The sequence below is a fragment of the Pseudomonas maioricensis genome (assembly GCF_022790535.1).
GTDB lineage: Bacteria > Pseudomonadota > Gammaproteobacteria > Pseudomonadales > Pseudomonadaceae > Aquipseudomonas > Aquipseudomonas maioricensis.
In genome coordinates this window covers 575,810-594,950 of sequence record NZ_LOHG01000001.1, presented here as the reverse complement: position 1 = coordinate 594,950, position 19,141 = coordinate 575,810, and the positions used below count along the sequence as shown (strand labels likewise).

At 59.0% G+C, this 19,141-nt stretch carries 12 protein-coding genes; 4 read left to right on the top strand and 8 right to left on the bottom strand.

The annotated features are described in order from the left end of the window. Positions 1-157 precede the first annotated feature (157 nt). From AUC61_RS02630 to glnE, 8 genes are all read right to left on the bottom strand, one after another. Positions 158-1,594 carry a lipopolysaccharide kinase InaA family protein gene (locus AUC61_RS02630; RefSeq protein ID WP_243244328.1) on the bottom strand — a complete coding sequence of 479 codons (1,437 nt, stop codon included), beginning with the start codon at positions 1,592-1,594 and terminating at the stop codon, positions 158-160. Further along, on the bottom strand, positions 1,594-2,373 hold the full coding sequence (locus AUC61_RS02625; RefSeq protein WP_243244327.1) for a lipopolysaccharide kinase InaA family protein: 780 nt from the start codon (positions 2,371-2,373) through the stop codon (positions 1,594-1,596). The genes AUC61_RS02630 and AUC61_RS02625 overlap by 1 nt, the downstream gene beginning before the upstream one ends. Continuing rightward, positions 2,370-3,104, bottom strand: coding sequence for a lipopolysaccharide kinase InaA family protein (locus AUC61_RS02620; protein ID WP_243244326.1), 735 nt, complete (start codon positions 3,102-3,104; stop codon positions 2,370-2,372). The genes AUC61_RS02625 and AUC61_RS02620 overlap by 4 nt, the downstream gene beginning before the upstream one ends. Beyond that, the gene (gene rfaP, locus AUC61_RS02615; protein WP_243244325.1) at positions 3,104-3,910 is read right to left on the bottom strand and encodes a lipopolysaccharide core heptose(I) kinase RfaP; all 807 of its coding nucleotides are present in this window, start codon (positions 3,908-3,910) and stop codon (positions 3,104-3,106) included. Before rfaP ends, AUC61_RS02620 begins: the two co-directional genes overlap by 1 nt. Continuing rightward, complete coding sequence (locus tag AUC61_RS02610) at positions 3,907-5,031, bottom strand: glycosyltransferase family 4 protein (RefSeq protein ID WP_243244324.1); 1,125 nt, start codon at positions 5,029-5,031, stop codon at positions 3,907-3,909. Before AUC61_RS02610 ends, rfaP begins: the two co-directional genes overlap by 4 nt. After that, positions 5,031-6,098 carry a lipopolysaccharide heptosyltransferase I gene (gene waaC / locus AUC61_RS02605; protein ID WP_243244323.1) on the bottom strand — a complete coding sequence of 356 codons (1,068 nt, stop codon included), beginning with the start codon at positions 6,096-6,098 and terminating at the stop codon, positions 5,031-5,033. The genes AUC61_RS02610 and waaC overlap by 1 nt, the downstream gene beginning before the upstream one ends. Then, the gene (gene waaF / locus AUC61_RS02600) at positions 6,099-7,133 is read right to left on the bottom strand and encodes a lipopolysaccharide heptosyltransferase II (protein WP_243244322.1); all 1,035 of its coding nucleotides are present in this window, start codon (positions 7,131-7,133) and stop codon (positions 6,099-6,101) included. Between the two features lie 219 nt (positions 7,134-7,352). After that, positions 7,353-10,310 carry a bifunctional [glutamate--ammonia ligase]-adenylyl-L-tyrosine phosphorylase/[glutamate--ammonia-ligase] adenylyltransferase gene (gene glnE, locus AUC61_RS02595; RefSeq protein WP_243244321.1) on the bottom strand — a complete coding sequence of 986 codons (2,958 nt, stop codon included), beginning with the start codon at positions 10,308-10,310 and terminating at the stop codon, positions 7,353-7,355. A 383-nt stretch (positions 10,311-10,693) separates the two neighbouring features. On the opposite strand from glnE, the gene aceE reads away from it, so the two are divergent. From aceE to msrA, 4 genes are all read left to right on the top strand, one after another. After that, positions 10,694-13,339 carry a pyruvate dehydrogenase (acetyl-transferring), homodimeric type gene (gene aceE / locus AUC61_RS02590; RefSeq protein WP_243244320.1) on the top strand — a complete coding sequence of 882 codons (2,646 nt, stop codon included), beginning with the start codon at positions 10,694-10,696 and terminating at the stop codon, positions 13,337-13,339. Between the two features lie 158 nt (positions 13,340-13,497). Further along, the gene (gene aceF / locus AUC61_RS02585; RefSeq protein WP_243244319.1) at positions 13,498-15,141 is read left to right on the top strand and encodes a dihydrolipoyllysine-residue acetyltransferase; all 1,644 of its coding nucleotides are present in this window, start codon (positions 13,498-13,500) and stop codon (positions 15,139-15,141) included. A 424-nt stretch (positions 15,142-15,565) separates the two neighbouring features. Then, positions 15,566-18,259, top strand: a complete 2,694-nt coding sequence (locus AUC61_RS02580) for a sensor domain-containing phosphodiesterase (RefSeq protein ID WP_243244318.1) — start codon at positions 15,566-15,568, stop codon at positions 18,257-18,259. 190 nt (positions 18,260-18,449) lie between these two features. Then, positions 18,450-19,112: a peptide-methionine (S)-S-oxide reductase MsrA gene (msrA, locus tag AUC61_RS02575; RefSeq protein ID WP_243244317.1), complete on the top strand. Its 663-nt coding sequence runs from the start codon at positions 18,450-18,452 to the stop codon at positions 19,110-19,112. The last annotated feature ends 29 nt before the right edge of the window (positions 19,113-19,141 follow it).

Here is a 19,141-nt window from a genome sequence, read left to right as displayed (position 1 = left end):
AGGTCTAATGGTTGCTCCGCGACAGCGCTGTGTCAGGGCACAGAGCAATCTCTCCGAAAGACCCCATTGAATTGAAATGCACTCCGTAGGAGCTCACGAGCAACGCGAGGCAGCGATGGCGATCTCTCGGTGCTCTAAAGGTCCAATGTCTGGTGAGTTAAACCTTCGGCAACCGCTGCTCCAGCAATTGGTGCAGCGCGCTGCTTTCAGGCCAGTTGCGCATGAAGCGTGCGCGGTCCCGAGCGAAAGCGGTGGCGAACGAGGCCTGCGAGGTGTGCTGGCACATCGCATCCAGATCGATCAGCGCCCAACGGTCCTGATGCCAAAACACGTTGTGGCCTTTCAGATCACCATGGCTGATGCGTTCCCGTATCAGCTGTCCGAAAAGCTGATCCAGCGCCACCAGCTCGTTTTCCGGAGCATCCCCCGAGGCTACATACGGCGCAAAGCGCTCGATGATATCCGGCCCCGGCAAAAACTCGGTGACCAGATAAGCCTTGTTCCGCAAGCCAAAAAAACGGGTTTCCAGCAACGCCAGCGGTTTCGGTGTGGCAATGCCGAGGAACATCAGCCGATTGCCTTCGCGCCATGAATGCCAGGCACGGCTCGGACGCCAGAAACGCTTGAACCAGTGAGCCAGATCCTTGATGTTGTATCGCTTGATCACCAGCGCACGGCCATCGACCTCAACCCGGGCGACACTGGCCGCGCCACCGGTCTTGTAAAGATGCCCCTGGTCCAGCAGTGCATCGGCATTGGCCAGTATCGGCAGCATCGCTGCCTCTTCTTCCCGCCGAATCGCACGCAACTGTGAAGGCTCGTCCACCACAGCAAACAGACTGCAATCACGCCCGGCCTTTTCCAGGTAATCCTTCAAGCGCCAGGCACGCACTTTGTCGATCTGCTTTTGCAACGCTTCCATGGGCAAACCATGCTCGCCATTGCTCAGCAAATAGTGCACCAGCAGTTCTTCGGTGAAAGGCTCAAGTGACTTGGGCAACTGAGCGAAAAACACGCCGAGGTTTTCCAGCACTTTCTGCCGGGACAGCGGTTTGCCCGCTTCTTCAGCGCGAATCCCCGCGCCATCGATCAAATACAACTTGCCGTTGCAGCGCAGCAGATTGTCCAGATGCAGGTCTTCCTGCCACAGCCCTTTGAGGTGTAACTGAGCGATGGCTGACAACGCTTCGCCCAGCACCTCCTGCTGTGCGTCGCTCAAAGGCGTCTGATCTTCCACTGCGAGCCAGGCATCACCCAGGCTATTGGCCTGTTCAAGGAACTCGAAAAGCAGCCAGCCGCCTTCACCGTCCTGCAAGCCGTCGGCCAGCAGCAGCGGCGTGGTCATGCCCTGCGCTGCCAGCGCGCGTACGCCTTCCAGTTCACGTTGAAAATGCCGTGCGGCTTTAGGGCCGACCAGTAACTTGGCCAACACCGGTCGACCGCGCCATACCCCTGCGCCCACGTAACGCTGTCCGGGCAACACCCGTAGCAACGTCAGCAACTGCAATTCAGCAGGGCCAGCGGCATCGGCCAGCGCCAGATTGATCGGCAGGACAGGCGTGCGTCCGGCCTCTTTGAGTTCAGACAGACGCATCAACGGATCTCTTCATGTTCGTTGCGCCGCGCAGCGCGTTTGTGACTGCCGCGTTTACCGAGCAGCACGTACAGGTCTTCGACCTTGGGGCTGTCGATCCCCGATTGCAGGTAAGCCGCCAACAGCTCGCGGACCTGCGCGCTGCTCCACATAGGCGCTCGGCGCAGCAACGGCTCCAGATCCTTGATCCGGTCACGTTGCCCCAGCAGCAAGGGCCGGGTTTTCTCCAGGTCGATCAACTGCGCGCGATACAAGCCTGCCTTGGCCCGCATGAAAATATGCTTGGGATAGAAACAACCATGCACCTGCCGGGCAGCATGAAGCGTGCGTGCCAACTCACCGCAGGCCTGCAGAATCGCTGACTGCTGCTGACTTTCCAGTTCAGGCCACTGCTGCAGCAGCGTGTCCAGATCAGTCCAGCCATCCAGCGCACGCGTCATGAGGATTGCACGGCGCTCGCCATTGACCCGTTGCTCACCGTAAAACACCGCCTGCAACGCCGGGATACCCAGTTGTTGATAGCGGCTGATATTACGAAACTCACGGGAAAACGACGGCTCACCGAACGGATGGTGCAAGGTGCGAGTCAGGTAATTGCTTTGTCGCTTGAGATAAAATCCGGAGCCTTCCAGCTCCATGCGGAACACGCTGCTCCAGCCACCGCGACCGGTATTGGGCTCATCCACAGCATCAAGCTGGACCTCCCAAAGCGAGTCGAAGTCGGCCAGGCCGTGCCGTTCAAGCAACGGCCGCTCGCTGGGTGCAATAAAATCGGTCATTCGCGGCCCTCAAAGAAACTGATGACATGGCGGATGCGTTTCTTGTCGGACTCGTTCAACCGCGCCCGCTGTCGATACTGCAAATAGAAGCGCAGACGCTGGGTGTTGGACAGATGATATTTGCCCAACTTATCCAGACACGCCAGATCCTTGGTAATTCGATACCGCAGCATGAAGCTCCACCAGAACGCGCCATTAGGGCAATCGATCAGGAATACCGTGGCCTTATCGTCGACCAGCAGATTGCGCCACTTCAGGTCGTTATGAGTGAAGTTCTGGTCGTGCATCGCGCGAGTGTAGCGGGCTACCTGACGGCTTATAACGTCAACCCACGAACGGTCGGCCAGACGCGGGTCTTTACGCCCCGCCAAAGCAGACAGGTCTTCGGTATTGGGCAGCTCTCGGGTAATCAACGCACCACGGTCATAAGCAGTACCGCGACGTTCAAGGCCCCAGGCAACCACTTCAGCGGTAGGGATGCCCCATTTGGCGAAACGCTTGAGATTCTGCCACTCGGACTTGACCCGCGGCTTCCCCAGATAGCGACGCAAGCCTTTGCCCGCGCCGACGTAGCGCTTGACGTAATAATTCACGCCTTCGCGCTGAACCTTGATCACTTCGGACAGCGGGTCACGGGTCAGTTGCTCGCCCTGCAAGGCAAACACCGCATCAAGGCTGCCGAAGTCTTCGTTCAGGGAGGCGTAAGCCGGCTCCAGATTCCAACCCGCCATCAGAGCGCGTCCCCGTAGCGGACTTTACGCTGATAGAGCTTGTCGGCTTTGACTTCCAGCCAGCGCAGCAACCGGGCTTCTTCAGCCAGAATCTGGCGCAACGGCTGCTGGAAATAACCTTTGAGGAAGCGCAATTTGTCGCGTCGAGTCAGGCCGATATCCAGAGCCGAAAAATACAGGGCGGCCAGATCCTTGTTGCGCCAGCGCGGGGTAATCACCCGGCGCGTCTGGGCACGGTGCAGGTCGATCACCGAGAGACGAAAATCATCGGCGGTCACCGGTTTCTCGGTGTGCAGCAGGAAGTGGCAGATGTAACAGTCACGATGGTTGACCCCGGCGCGATGCATCATGCCGACCATGCGTGCCACTTCAGCAATAAAAGCGCGCTTGAGGCGAGGCTCAGGCGGCTCGTTGCGCCAATTGATACTGACGTCTTCCAGGCTTTCGGTAGGGGCCAGTTCTTCAGTCACGATGAAGGAATGCTGTGCCGCAGGATTACTGCCGCGCTCGCCGTAGGCCACGGCAGTCATGGTCGGCACGCCAGCCTCTTTCAGGCGGGCAATGGCCTGCCATTCCATACCCGCGCCCAGCACGGGCAGCTTGGCGGTGAGCAGGTTTTTGCCGATTTCGCCCCAGCCAATGCCACGGTGAATCTTGACGAAATAACCGCGACCGTCGACTTCGGTACGCAACGTGCGCCGACCTTCGAGTTCGCGATAGACCTGACCGCTCAGCGCCTCCACTTCGACAAAGGCATCGCGCCCGGCCCAAAGCGTCTTGAACGGTTCAGCAAGGAACAACTTCATGCGTGGTGCTCCGCCAGAATCACATCGGCCGCGTGCTGCGGCATGCTGTACAGGTCTGCTGTGTCGGCGAAAGCCAGACCATTGCGACCCCAGTCAGCGCGGGCGCTATCGTCGGCCAGCATGGTCGCCAGGTATTCGTTGAGTTGTGCCTGTTCAAACGGCTCATCCAGCACCAGCCCACTGTCGGCCTCGGCAATGTAATGAGCATATCCGCACACCGCACTGACCAGCACAGGCAGCCCGGCCACCAGTGCTTCGAGCAAGACAGTACCGGTGTTTTCGTTGTACGCCGGATGAATCAACACATCGGCCCCCATCAGGAAACGCGGGATATCGCTGCGCCCCTTCATGAAGGTGACGTGATCACCCAAGCCCAGCGTAGCGCTTTGCAGCTGGAATACTTTGGGATCGTCCTGACCAATTACAAACAGTCGGGTACGTTTTTTAAGGTCGGCAGGCAATGCGGCCAGTGCTTTCAGGCTGCGGTCCACGCCCTTGGTCTTGAATCCGGAGCCAATCTGCACCAGCAGCAGGTCATCATCAGCCAGCCCGAATTCCTCGCGGAACGCGGCGCGAATCTGCGGCGCGTCGGCCGGTGCGCGACGATCCTGAGCGATGCCCGGCGGCAACAGATGAAAGCGCGACAACGGCGTGTCGTAATACTTGATGAACAGCGGTTGCTGGACTTCAGAAATCATCAGCACCTGGGTTTTCGCGTCTTTGGCGAACACCGCTCGCTCGTATTCGGCAAAATGGCGATAGCGGCCCCATTGGCGATACAGCGAATGGCGCAACGTCTGCGCCTTGTCCTCGAAGCAACCGTCTGCAGCGTAATACACGTCCAGGCCCGGCATTTTGTTGAAGCCGATCAGACGGTCTACCGGGCGCTTGGCCAGGTCCGCTTCCATCCAGGCGCGGAGTTTTTCATTGCGTCGGTGATTGAAGAACGCCTTGACGGGCGCCACCAGCACTTCAAACCCCGGCGGTACTTCGCCTTCCCAGATCAGGGTGTAAACCCGAATCTGATGCCCGCGCTGCTGGCATTCCAGAGCGATACGCATGAAGTCACGTTGCAGCCCGCCGAACGGGAAGTATTTATAAAGTACGAAAGCCAGTTGCATCAGCCGGGCTCCTTTGCCAGCAACAGCGTGCCCAATTGGCGCGCTACCCGCTCGGGATTCAAACGAGTGAAGCACATCGGCCACTCGCGTTTCAGATCGAACTGACGGCGGTCTTCATCCGTCGGTTGATAGGTGCATTTCTTTTGCAGGCAAGGCGCACAGGCCGGGTAATCACCCGCCAGATGAACCTGTGACTTACCGTAAGCGCCCGTCAAACCAGGGTTGGTCGGACCAAACAGCGAGACCGTCGGCACATCCAGCGCAGCCGCCAGATGACCAATGCCAGTGTCCACGGCCACACAGGCCTGCGCGCTGGCCAGCACCTGAGCGACACCGGCCAGATTCAACTTAGGCAGAACGACCGCGTGTTCCAGACCTTCAGCGATACGCTCGGCACGGGCCTTTTCTGCGGGGTTACCCCATGGCAAGCGCACTTGCAGGCCCTGCTCGCCCATGCGTTCGGCCAACTGCCGCCAATACAGCTCGGGCCAGTGTTTAGTGTCCCAAGTGGTGCCATGCAGAAATAGTACGAATGGCGGCTTATTTGCGTCAGCACCCAGTAAGCGTCCACGGTCCAGACCGTAATCGCCCAGGCCGGCTGGCACTGTATAACCAAGTGCCTGAGCAAACAGCTGCCTCAAACGCTCAACCGCATGCTGTCCACGCGCAACCGGATAAGCCCGGTCATAAAAACGACTCGCAAGCGGTTCGCGGGCCGAATCCTTGTCCAGCCCGGCGACAGGCGCGCCAACATAGCGCGTCAGCCAGGCGCTTTTCAGCAAACCCTGCGCATCAATCACCAGATCGTATCGAGTGCCGCGCAAACGCTGCTTGAAGCGCCGCCACTCTCCCGTCTTGAATGTCTGCCAGAGGTTCTTGCGCCAGCGCCGGATGGCGACCGGGATCACTTCGCCAACAGCCGGGTGCCAGGTCGGAATCTCAGCGAAACCTTCCTCCACGACCCAGTCAAAGCGGATACCCGGCAAGGCTCGCGCCGCGTCCGTCAACGCTGGCAGCGCGTGAATGACATCACCCAGCGATGAAGTTTTGATCAGCAATACCCGCAATCAGGCAACCTCCACCGGAGTGGCGCCCAGATTACCCAGCGCCTGTACCACCGAATCGGGTTCCAGCAGGCGCATGCAGTTGTAATGACCAAAACGACAGGTGCGGTCGAAGCACGGGCTGCACTCGATGCCCAGTTGCACAACCTCGACCTGATCAGCCAGCGGTGGCGTGAAAGCCGGCGACGTCGAGCCGTATACCGCCACCAGCGGGCGGTTCAGTGCCGCTGCAACGTGCATCAGGCCGGAATCGTTGGACACCACGGCATCGGCACACGACAGCAGGTCGATGGCTTCAGCCAGCGACGTGTCACCGCTGAGGTTGACGGATTCTTCGCGCAGCCCCGGTATCAGCCGGTCACGAATGCTTTCGCCGACCGGATGATCCTTTTTCGAACCGAACAACCAGACTTGCCAGCCTTCACGAATCTTGGTTTCGGCCACTTTGGCGTAGTGTTCGGCGGGCCAGCGCTTGGATTCACCAAACTCGGCACCCGGGCACAACGCCAGCACCGGGCGGTCCAGGCTCAGGCCAAACTTGGCGAGCGCTGCATCGCGGGTGGTGAGATCAATGCGTAGATCAGGTTTTGGGTACGGACGCGGCAGCTCGGCACCGGGTTCATACGCCAGCGCCATGAAGCGCTCGATCATCAGCGGATACCGCTCTTTGTCGAGAGTGCGCACGTCGTTGAGCAGCCCGTAACGAAACTCGCCACGCCAGCCGGTTCGCTTGGGGATGCCAGCAAAGAACGGCACCAATGCGGACTTCAAGGAGTTGGGCAGCAGAATTGCCTGATCGTATTGCCCTGCGAGGGACTTACCGATCCGGCGACGTGTGGCCAGCTCCAGCGCACCGTGGCCCAGCGGAAAGCTCAGCGCCGCGCGCACTTCAGGCATACGCTCAAGGATCGGGCGGCTCCATTCCGGGGCCAGAACATCGATGACGCATTCAGGGTGGCGCTGTTTCAGGCACTGGAACAGCGTTTGCGCCATTACCATGTCGCCTACCCAGCTAGGCCCAACGATCAGAATTCTCATGTTTCATCCAAAACGACAGAAACGATCAGGGAGGCCGATCGGCTTGCGTGACGTTCCCACACAACCCGACGCCTCCCTGTCATAGCTTTATATAGATCTACCAGAACATTCAGCGTTTCCACTGACGTCATCGCGGGCAAGCGCGCTCCTACAGCACAACGCGGGCCGCCTGTAGGAGCGCGCTTGCCCGCGATGGGGGCGTAATGGGCGCTGAAAAACCTAGCTCAACCCCATCTCCCCCCAGACCCGCATCACTTCACGCCGCTGGGTTTCAAACTGATCCCCAGGCACGACACCGGCCTGGTTCTGCAAGGCCTGACGGTGAGCGGCCGAGCGGTAGATCTTGTAGACCTCGCGCAACAGGCTGGCATCGCTGGCGGGTATCAACCCGGCCTCCTCCAGCCCTTCAAGAATACGAATGTTATCGGTGTAACGCAGCAGTGCCGGATGTTCCCGGGACCACGCCAAGGCCGCGTATTGCACCATAAATTCGATATCGACGATACCACCGGCATCCTGCTTGAGGTCGAAGGGCACCGTCGCCAGGAAGGCATTCGCCGCCGTACCGGCCGCTGTAGCCTTGGTGCCGAGACTGCCGCGCATCTTGGCGCGCATCTCGCTGACCTCCTGCTGCAGCTTCGGCAAATCCCGCTCACGCCCTAATACCGCTGCACGCACGCCTTCGAATGCATGCCCGACTTCGTGACTGCCCACCAGCACCCGCGCGCGGACCAAAGCCTGATGTTCCCACGTCCATGCTTCATTTTCTTGATAGCGGGAAAAAGCACCGAGTGAACTGACCAATAGCCCCGACGCCCCGGACGGACGCAAGCGCATGTCCACTTCATACAACTGACCGGAGTTGGTCTGAGCGGTCAGTAAATGGATGATCCGCTGCCCCAGGCGGGTGAAGAACTGCGCGCTGTCGATGGGTTTTGCGCCATCGGTTTCGGCTTGCAGATCACCGTCATGAATAAATACCAGATCGAGGTCCGAACCATGCCCCAGCTCAATGCCGCCGACCTTGCCGTAGCCGACAATGACAAAGCCCGGATCACACAGGCTGCCATCCGGCCGTGACGGCGTGCCGTGACGCGCGACCGTGTGTCGCCAGGCCAGTGCCAGCACCTGCTCCAGAATCGCCTCGGCCAGCCAGGTCAGGTAATCGCTGACTTTCATCAAAGGCAGACTGCCGGTGATTTCCGAAGCGGCCACTCGTAGCCGGTGCGCCAGTTTGAAATGACGCAAGGCCTCCATTTGTTGCTCAAGGTCATCCTCGGGAATGCGCGTCAAACGTTCGCGCAGCTCTGCGGCCAACTCCAGCGCCTGTGGCGGGCTGAACAAGCGGCCTTCGTTGAGCAATTCATCAAGCAGCAGCGGGAAGCGGGCAATCTGCTCGGCAATCCATGGGCTCGCGGCGCACAGGGTGAGCAACCGACGTAGCGCGTCGGGGTTTTCGGTGAGCAACACCAGATAAGCCGAGCGCCGAGCGACGGCCTCGACCAGTGGCAGCACCCGCTCAAGCACCAGGTCGGGATTATCGTGCTCAACCGCCTGCGCCAATAAACGCGGAATAAACGCATCCAGTCGCTCACGCCCCAACCGCTGCATGGAGCGCAACTGCGAACTGTTGCGCAAATCGTTGAGATTCTTCAGCGCTTTGTCGGCATCCACGAACCCGCCTGACAGTAACTGGCGGCAGGCGGCGTCTTCGTCCTGGGACTCTTCCCACAACGGCAACCATTCCACGCCGACTACGACTTCGGTTTCTTCCTGCTGCTCGTCGTCCGGATCCGAATCCGGGTCTGCGATGACCTGGCGGAAATGCCAGGACACGCGCTCACGCCAATGCATCAAGCGCTCATGGAAACTCTGCCAGTCCGCGAAGCCGAGCATGAAGGCAATGCGCGCCTGATCCTTTGCGTCATCAGGCAACATTTGCGTCTGGCGGTCGGCAATGGCCTGGATGGCGTGTTCGGTATAACGCAGGAATTCGTAGCCCTGGCGCAGTTCGTCGATGACCGCCGCTGGCAAATAGCCCTGCCCTTCAAGCGTGCGTAGCACCTTGAGCAGCGGGCGTTGTTGCAGGCTCAAGTCACGGCCGCCGTGAATCAGTTGGAAGGCCTGGGCGATAAACTCGACTTCGCGAATACCACCTGCACCCAGCTTGATATTTTCCGCCATGCCTTTGCGGCGTACTTCCTGCTGGATCAACTGCTTCATGGTGCGCAGCGCTTCAATGGCCGAGAAGTCCAGATAGCGGCGATAGACGAACGGCCGAAGCATGTCCAGCAACTGCTCGCCCGCAGCCTGATCGCCACCAACGACGCGGGCTTTGATCATCGCGTAGCGTTCCCAGTCACGGCCCTGATCCTGGTAATACTGTTCAAGCGCATTGAAACTCAGCACCAGCGCCCCGGATGAACCGTAAGGCCGCAGGCGCATGTCGACGCGGAACACAAAACCATCAACCGTGATCGGGTCCAGTGCCTTGATCAGGCGCTGCCCCAGACGAATGAAGAACTCCTGATTATCCAGCGGGCGCTTGACCCCCACCGTCTCGCCGCCTTCCGGATAAGCGAATATCAGGTCGATGTCCGACGAAAGGTTCAGCTCCACGGCCCCCAGCTTGCCCATGCCGAGAATCACCATCTGCTGCGCTTCGCCGCTTCGCCGACCAGTGGGCGTGCCGAACTGCTGACAATGACGCTCATACAACCACTGATAAGCCAGATCGATGCAGCCGTCAGCCATGTCGGACAGGTCGCGACAGGTCTCTACAAGGTCGGCCTGTCGAGTCAGGTCTCGCCAGATAATCCGTACTTGCTGACGCGTGCGCTGCCGACGTAGATTACGCCCCAGTTCATCCTCGCTACTGGCTTGAGCCACCGCCGCAGCGATCTGCCCGCGCAACTCGCCGGGAGTAAAGCTGCGCTCCAGCTCGCCGGATTCAGCGAGGTCCAGCAGAATCTGCGGGTCACGACAAACCTGCTCGGTGACAAAATCGCTGGAAGCGCAAACCCGGTCGAACGCTGCACGACGAGATTCAGGCCAGGCGTCGAAAGATGCCGAAGCGCCGTCCGACGTAGCAGCAAGAGATGTACGAAACGTCTGTTGCGCACGAGAGACTAAAGGCAGCAGGATGGCCGGAATATCGGCCAGCGAAGGTAGGCTCATGGTCTATCCTAGATCGGCGTGCGAAGAGCTGTGTAGCGCGCAAAAAACCTGCGAGCGACTGACAGGACTGTCGAACAAAAGTCATAAATTGCTGGGATATTAAGTTTTGTAGCAGCCAGCATCTGATTTAATCCGTTTATGTTTGTTTTTAACCAACAGGAACGTTTTATTCCACAACACAAGACGAACGATTTACACGCTTCCCTGTAGCTTTACTACTGACCCTACAGTTCGAAAGGCTGAAATAGCCGACGATTTGTAGTAAAACTACACGCCGCCGGATCAACCGCCGGTCATCCAAGAATTTATGTCGTCTGCCCACAAGGCCAGTCGCAAACACTCAGGCAACCGATTCTGGAAGCCTTTCCGCCCTGGAGCAAGCCATGCAAGACCTCGATCCCGTCGAAACCCAGGAATGGCTGGACGCCCTGGAATCGGTTCTCGACAAAGAAGGCGAAGACCGTGCTCACTACCTGATGACCCGTATGGGCGAGCTGGCCACCCGTAGTGGTTCGCAGCTGCCGTACGCCATCACCACGCCTTATCGCAACACGATTCCGGTGACTCACGAAGCACGCATGCCTGGCGACCTGTTCATGGAACGCCGCATTCGCTCGCTGATCCGCTGGAACGCGTTGGCCATGGTTGTTAAAACCAACCTGAATGACCCAGACCTGGGCGGTCACATCTCCAGCTTCGCCTCCAGCGCCACGCTGTATGACATCGGCTTCAACTACTTCTTCCAGGCCCCGACCGACGAACACGGCGGCGACCTGATCTACTTCCAGGGTCACGCATCGCCAGGCGTTTACGCCCGTGCGTTCATGGAAGGCCGCATCACCGAAGAACAGATGAACAACTTCCGTCAGGAAGTCGACGGCAACGGCCTGTCGTCTTATCCACACCCGTGGCTGATGAAAGATTTCTGGCAGTTCCCGACCGTTTCCATGGGTCTGGGTCCAATCCAGGCGATCTACCAGGCGCGCTTCATGAAGTACCTGGAGCATCGCGGCTACATTCCTGAAGGCAAGCAGAAAGTCTGGTGCTTCCTGGGCGACGGCGAGACCGACGAGCCGGAATCCCTGGGCGCCATCGCGCTGGCCGGTCGTGAAAAACTCGACAACCTGATCTTCGTCGTCAACTGCAACCTGCAGCGCCTTGATGGCCCGGTACGCGGCAACGGCAAGATCATCCAGGAACTCGAAGGCGTGTTCCGCGGTGCTCAGTGGAACGTGACCAAAGTAGTCTGGGGCCGTTTCTGGGACCCACTGCTGGCCAAAGACGTCGACGGTATCCTGCAACGTCGTATGGACGAAGTCATCGACGGCGAGTATCAGAACTACAAAGCCAAAGACGGCGCGTTCGTCCGTGAACACTTCTTCAACTCGCCTGAACTCAAGGCGATGGTTGCTGATCTGTCCGACGACGAAATCTGGAAGCTCAACCGTGGCGGCCACGACCCGTACAAAATGTACGCGGCGTACCACCAGGCTGTTAACCACAAAGGTCAACCGACCGTGGTTCTGGCCAAGACCATCAAAGGTTACGGTACCGGTGCTGGCGAAGCGAAAAACACTGCGCACAACACCAAGAAAGTCGATGTCGACAGCCTGCGTCACTTCCGTGACCGCTTCGACATCCCGGTCAAAGACGACCAGCTGGAAGCCCTGCCATTCTTCAAGCCAGAAGAAGGCAGCGCCGAAGCCCGTTACCTGAGCGAGCGTCGTGCTGCGCTGGGCGGCTTCGTGCCACAGCGTCGCGCTGAAAGCTTCAGCCTGCCGACTCCGCCACTGGAAACCCTCAAGGCAATCCTGGACGGTTCCGGCGACCGCGAAATTTCCACCACCATGGCCTTCGTGCGGATCCTCTCGCAACTGGTCAAGGACAAGGAAGTTGGCCCGCGCATCGTGCCGATCATCCCGGACGAAGCCCGTACCTTCGGTATGGAAGGCATGTTCCGCCAACTGGGCATTTACTCTTCCGTCGGCCAGCTCTACGAGCCAGTCGATAAAGAACAAGTGATGTTCTATCGCGAAGACAAGAAAGGCCAGATCCTCGAAGAAGGCATCAACGAAGCAGGCGCCATGTCCTCCTTCATCGCTGCCGGTACTTCGTACTCCAGCCACAACCAGCCGATGATTCCGTTCTACATCTTCTACTCGATGTTCGGTTTCCAGCGTATCGGTGACCTGGCATGGGCCGCTGGCGACAGCCGCACCCGTGGTTTCCTGATCGGCGGCACCGCCGGCCGTACCACCCTGAACGGCGAAGGTCTGCAGCACGAAGACGGTCACAGTCACATCCTGGCGTCGACCATCCCGAACTGCCGCACCTTCGACCCGACTTACGGTTACGAGCTGGCAGTGATCATCCAGGACGGCATGCGCCGGATGTTCGAAGAACAGCAGGACGTTTTCTACTACCTGACCGTGATGAACGAATCCTACGCTCAGCCAGCCATGCCGGCCGGTGTCGAGGAAGGTATCGTCAAGGGCATGTACCTGCTCGAAGAAGACACCAAGGAAGCGGCGCACCACGTCCAGTTGCTGGGCTCGGGCACCATCCTGCGTGAAGTTCGCGAAGCGGCGAAAATCCTGCGTGACGAATTCAACATCGGTGCTGATGTCTGGAGCGTTACCAGCTTCAACGAACTGCGTCGCGACGGCCTGGCCGTAGAGCGCAGCAACCGCTTGCATCCTGGCCAGAAGCCAGCTGTAAGCTACGTTGAAGAATGCCTCGCTGGCCGTAAAGGTCCAGTGATTGCATCGACCGACTACATGAAACTGTTCGCTGACCAGATCCGTCAGTGGGTTCCGACCAAGGAATACAAAGTTCTGGGCACTGACGGTTTCGGCCGCAGCGACAGCCGCAAGAAACTGCGTAACTTCTTCGAAGTCGACCGTCACTTCGTTGTGCTGGCCGCTCTGGAAGCCTTGGCTGATCGTGGCGATATCGAACCTAAAGTCGTGGCTGAAGCCATTACCAAGTTCGGCATCGATCCTGAAAAACGCAACCCACTGGATTGTTAAGAGTCTGCTTCGAGATCGTATAACGCGCTGAAAGAGGAGCGACAAAGCAGCTGAAGATGCGGAATTTACGGACGTAAATGAGCATTGAAGGCTGTTTTGTTGTAACTGACTTACACAGCGCAATCGAGAGTGAACAGGTTCTCCGAAGGAGAGACATTGTGAGTGAGCTAATTCGCGTACCCGACATCGGCAACGGTGAAGGTGAAGTCATTGAATTGATGGTCAAGGTCGGCGATCGCATCGAAGCCGACCAGAGCGTTCTGACGCTGGAGTCGGACAAGGCGAGCATGGAAATCCCTGCTCCCAAGGCTGGCGTCATCAAGACCATGAAGGTCAAGCTGGGCGATCGCCTGAAAGAAGGCGACGAGCTGTTCGAGCTGGAAGTTGAAGGCGAAGCGGCCGCTGCGCCTGCTGAAGCTGCTGCTCCGGCCGCTGCTGCACCTGCTGCTGAAAAGCCAGCCGAAGCCGCTGCTCCTGCACCGGCCGCCGAGCCAGCTGCTGCTGCCGCCGAAACCGTACAAGACATCCACGTACCGGACATCGGTTCGTCGGGCAAAGCCAAGATCATCGAGCTGATGGTCAAGGTTGGCGACACCATCGCCGCTGATCAATCGCTGATCACCCTGGAATCCGACAAAGCAAGCATGGAGATCCCTTCTCCAGCCGCGGGCGTTGTTGAAGCCATCCTCGTCAAGCTCGAAGACGAAGTCGGCACCGGCGACCTGATCCTGAAATTGAAAGTAGCGGGCGCCGCGCCTGCTGCCGCACCGGCTCAAGCTGCTGCTCCTGCTGCGGCCCCGGCCAAGGCTGAAGCTGCACCGGCCGCGGCTCCTGCGCCAAAAGCAGAAGCGCCAGCCGCTGCGCCGCAAGCGCCTGCCAAAGACGGCGCCAAGGTTCACGCAGGCCCGGCGGTTCGCCAACTGGCTCGTGAATTCGGCGTTGAACTGAGCGCAGTCAGCGCCACCGGCCCACACGGCCGCGTGCTGAAAGAAGACGTGCAGGTTTACGTCAAAGCCATGATGCAGAAGGCCAAGGAAGCTCCAGCGGGCGGCGCAAGCGGCGGCGCGGGCATCCAGCCAATCCCTGAAGTCGACTTCAGCCGTTTCGGCGAAATCGAAGAAGTGCCGATGACCCGCCTGATGCAACTGGGCGCGACCGGCCTGCATCGCAGCTGGTTGAACATTCCGCACGTTACGCAATTCGACCAGGCCGACATCACCGACCTCGAAGCTTTCCGTGTTGCGCAGAAAGCCGTTGCCGAAAAAGCGGGCGTCAAGCTGACCATCCTGCCTCTGCTGCTCAAGTCCTGCGCCTTCCTGCTCAAGGAACTGCCGGACTTCAACGCCTCGCTGGCACCAAGCGGCAAAGCGGTTATCCGCAAGAAATACGTGAACATCGGTTTTGCGGTTGATACCCCTGAAGGCCTGCTGGTACCGGTTATCAAGGACGTCGACAAGAAGAGCCTGCTGCAACTCGCTGCCGAAGCTGCTGTGCTGGCTGAAAAAGCCCGTACCAAGAAGCTCTCGGCGAACGAAATGCAGGGCGCTTGCTTCACCATTTCCAGCCTCGGCCACATTGGCGGCACCGGCTTCACGCCGATCGTCAACGCGCCTGAAGTGGCGATCCTGGGTGTTTCCAAGGCAACCATGCAGCCAGTCTGGGACGGCAAAGCCTTCCAGCCGAAGCTGATGCTGCCATTGTCACTGTCCTACGATCACCGCGTGATCAACGGCGCAGCTGCAGCGCGCTTCACCAAACGCCTGAGCGACTTACTGGCCGATATCCGCACGATCCTGTTGTAAGCCGAGGACCTGTAGGAGCTCACGAGCACCGCGAGGCAGCGATAGCGTTCTGCCTGATACACCGCCATCGCGGCCTCGCGTTGCTCGTGCGCTCCTACAGAACCGGGAATGCTGCTCCATTTTCACCGAGCCAAAACCGCTCGACCTCAACCCCGCCCACTTGGCGGGGCTTTTTTTGTGTGCGATTTGGCAAAGTGCGGCGAAATGCCGCTAATCCACGTTCTTGCCCTGCTCCCGCCAAAGCATTGATCTAGAGCACTTAATTCGAATAACGCATACAAGTGACGTCTTCATCTCAAACATTTATAGCACTAAGCCACCGCGCTCCCTTGTCAGCCAGTGCTGCATGATGCAACCTTGCCACACGCGAAATCAGAAAGGGCCTTGCCCGCACGCGATCAGTATTCCGGAAGCGAGTTTCTTCATGAAGAGCCAACCCGATGCTGCCGGTAGAACGGCGGCCGAGGTAGTGACGCAATTGCCTGTGCCCTCGCGGCTCGGCATGCTGCGTTTCGAGCGGCTGAATGAGGCCAATTGGGCGCTGCTCTACCTCGATCCAAACTGTGAAAAACAGTTCGGCCTGGCTGCCGTGGAACTCTGCGCCTTGTTGGGCTCGCCTTATGCGAGCCTGATGGAACCTGAAGCCCGTTATCACCTGCACGACAGCATTCAATCGCAACTCGCAGAAACCCCGCACTACAGCGTGCGCTACACCCTGCACACCGCTCGCGGCCCGCTCAGCGTGGTGGAGATTGGTGAAGGCTATAAGCAGCACAACCGACATTTGTTACGCGGTTATCTGATGGTAGTCGATGGCCTGGAAATCAGTGACGACCTGTCGAGCAATCCAGATCTGGAAACCCAGAACTCTCGCCTGCAAATCGCTCTGGAGCTCAATCAGCAAGCCCAGCGCGAACAGTTTGAGCACCTTGAGCGTGTCCGGGCACAGCAAAACCTGATCCTGCATCTCGCCCGTCAGCGCTACAGCACCAACAATGCCCTGCAGGAAGCAGCTGAACTGATTACCAAAAGCGCCTGCGAGATCTACAACATCTCCTGCGCAAGCATGTGGTACCTCAATGGCCAGATGCTTGAACCTATCTCCGAATATCGCCGCGATACGGGCGAATACCGCTTGCCGGAGCCTGTCGACGCGAGCCGTTATCCGAGCTACCTCGAAGCGCTGCACAACAGCCGCGCCATCGATGCCAACGACGTCCAGCTGGACCCGCGCACCAAAGAAATGGCCTCCAGCCTCAAGCCGCGTGACATCAGCGCCATTCTCGACGCGAGCATTCGTATCGACGGCCAGGTGATGGGCGTGCTGTGCCTGGAGCAGACTGGCGAACCGCGCGCCTGGCAGTCCGATGAAATTGCGTTTGCCGGCGAGCTCGCCGATCAGTTCGCCCAAGCCATCAACAACCACACCCGGCGCACCGCCACCAGCGCACTGCATTTGTTCCAGCGCGCAGTGGAGCAAAGCGCCAACGCCTTCCTGCTGGTCAATTGCGATGGCGTCGTCGAGTACGTGAACCCGAGTTTTACAGCCATCACCCAGTACACCACTGACGAGGTGCACGGCTACAAGCTCTCGGAACTGCCTGCCCTTGAGAACCTTAACGACTTGCTCAAGGACGCCAACTCCAGCCTGGCGAACAGCAACAGCTGGCAGGGTGAATTCAAGAGTCGGCGTAAAAACCTGGAACCCTACTGGGGCCAACTGTCGATTTCCAAGGTGTATGGCGACAACCGCGAGTTGACCCACTACATCGGCATCTACGAAGACATCACCCAGAACAAGCTGGCCCAACAGCGCATCGAGCGTTTGGCGTATACCGACAACCTGACCAACCTGGGCAACCGGCCGGCATTCATTCGTACCCTGGACGAGCGTTTTACCCGGGACAGCGACACGCCCATGAGCCTGTTGCTGGTGGACATCGACAACTTCAAGCGCATCAACGACAGCCTGGGCCACCAGACCGGCGACAAACTGCTGATCAGCCTCGCGCGACGCCTGCGCAACACGCTGAGCCCCAGCGACGTCCTGGCGCGCTTCGCCAGTAACGAATTCGCTGTATTGCTGGATCAGACCGGACCTGATGCCGGGCAAGGTATTGCCAGCCAGGTACTGGCGACACTGGACAAGCCGATCTTCGTCGACAATCAGTTGATTAGCGTCACCGGCTCTGTAGGCCTGGCCTGCGCGCCGCTGCATGGCCGTGATCCGCAGACCCTGATGAAAAACGCAGGTCTGGCACTGCACAAGGCAAAAGCCAACGGCAAGCATCAGGTCCAGGTGTTCACCGAAGCCCTGAACGCCGAGGCCAGCTACAAACTGTTCGTTGAAAACAACCTGCGCCGCGCCCTGACCCAGAACGAGCTGGAAGTTTTCTATCAGCCCAAACTGTGCCTGCTCAGCGGTCGCCTGATCGGCATGGAAGCGCTGCTGCGCTGGAACCACCCAGAGAAAGGCATGATCCGCCCTGATCAGTTCATCAGTGTGGCGGAAGAAACCGGCCTGATCATCCCGATCGGCAAATGGGTGGCGCGCCAGTCCTGCCGGATGAGCAAGCAACTGACTGCCGCTGGCTTCGGCAATCTGCAAGTGGCGATCAACGTGTCCCCCAAACAGTTCTCCGACCCGGAACTGGTCGGCGCGATTGCTGCAATCCTCAAGGAAGAACAGCTCGACGCTTCGCTGCTGGAACTGGAGCTGACTGAAGGCCTGTTGCTGGAAGCCACTGAAGACACCCGCCAGCAACTGGATTCCTTGAAGAAAATGGGCCTTTCCCTGGCCATGGACGACTTCGGCACCGGCTATTCATCGTTCAGCTACCTGAAAAAATTCCCCATCGACGTGATCAAGATCGACCGTAGCTTCATCCGCGATATTCCGGATGATGAAGACGATATGGAAATCACCTCGGCAGTGATCGCCATGGCCCACAACCTGAAGCTCAAAGTGGTCGCCGAAGGCATCGAAACCGCCGCCCAGCTGACCTTCCTGCGCCGCCATCGCTGCGACGTGGGCCAAGGCTATCTGTTCGACAAACCGATCCGTGGCGAAGAGCTGATCGCCAAACTCCGCCGCTACCCGCGCGGACCGTCTGCCTGACAGGCTTCCCCCTGCCCGCTTGTTTGGGGCACACTTGCTGCTAACTGACATCACGCCGCCCTCGGTAGGAGGCAACTTGTTGGCGAGACGGCGAAACTGACATCGCCTCGCGAACAAGTTCGCTCCTACCGGGAGTCGCGCCCTGATTACCTTCGCGGCCCGCCCGCATCCCACCATGAGGAAAAGGTTCATGGCTCTACGCTCGGAAATTCTCGTGAACAAAAACGTACTCCCTACCGCTGAACAAGCCCTGCCTGGCCGCGAAACGCCGATGGCCCTCCCGGATACCCACTTCGTCAACGGCAACCCGCTACTGGGCCCGTTCACCGCAAACGTGGAATTCGCTATTTTCGGTCTGGGTTGCTTCTGGGGTGCCGAACGCCGCTTCTGGCAACGGGACGGCGTCGTCAGCACCGTCGTCGGCTATGCCGGTGGCTTCACGCCTAACCCGACTTACGAAGAAGTCTGCTCCGGTCTGACTGGCCACACTGAAGTCGTGCTGGTGGTCTACGAGCCGGAAAAAGTCAGCTACGACGAACTGCTGACCCAGTTCTGGGAACTGCACAACCCGACTCAAGGCATGCGCCAGGGCAACGACATCGGCACGCAATACCGCTCGGTGATCTACTGCACTACACCAGAACAACTGGCTGCCGCCAAAGCAAGCGCAGCGGTGTATCAGGCTGAACTGACCAAAGCCGGGCTAGGTGAAATCACCACCGAAATCGAAGAAGCCCCAACTGTGTTCTTTGCCGAGGCGTACCACCAGCAATACCTGGCGAAGAATCCGCAAGGCTATTGCGGGATTGGCGGGACGGGTGTTTGCATGCCGCCGAGTCTCGCGGGGAATTGATTGGGTTAGGCAATTTGTTAGCGAGGCTT

Coding starts and splice junctions, on each gene's coding strand:
- AUC61_RS02580 (WP_243244318.1), top strand. CDS start 15,566: ATGAAGAGCCAACCCGATGCTGCCGGTAGAACGGCGGCCGAGGTAGTG.
- waaF (WP_243244322.1), bottom strand. CDS start 7,133: ATGAGAATTCTGATCGTTGGGCCTAGCTGGGTAGGCGACATGGTAATG.
- aceE (WP_243244320.1), top strand. CDS start 10,694: ATGCAAGACCTCGATCCCGTCGAAACCCAGGAATGGCTGGACGCCCTG.
- glnE (WP_243244321.1), bottom strand. CDS start 10,310: ATGAGCCTACCTTCGCTGGCCGATATTCCGGCCATCCTGCTGCCTTTA.
- msrA (WP_243244317.1), top strand. CDS start 18,450: ATGGCTCTACGCTCGGAAATTCTCGTGAACAAAAACGTACTCCCTACC.
- rfaP (WP_243244325.1), bottom strand. CDS start 3,910: ATGAAGTTGTTCCTTGCTGAACCGTTCAAGACGCTTTGGGCCGGGCGC.
- AUC61_RS02630 (WP_243244328.1), bottom strand. CDS start 1,594: ATGCGTCTGTCTGAACTCAAAGAGGCCGGACGCACGCCTGTCCTGCCG.
- AUC61_RS02610 (WP_243244324.1), bottom strand. CDS start 5,031: ATGCAACTGGCTTTCGTACTTTATAAATACTTCCCGTTCGGCGGGCTG.
- AUC61_RS02620 (WP_243244326.1), bottom strand. CDS start 3,104: ATGGCGGGTTGGAATCTGGAGCCGGCTTACGCCTCCCTGAACGAAGAC.
- AUC61_RS02625 (WP_243244327.1), bottom strand. CDS start 2,373: ATGACCGATTTTATTGCACCCAGCGAGCGGCCGTTGCTTGAACGGCAC.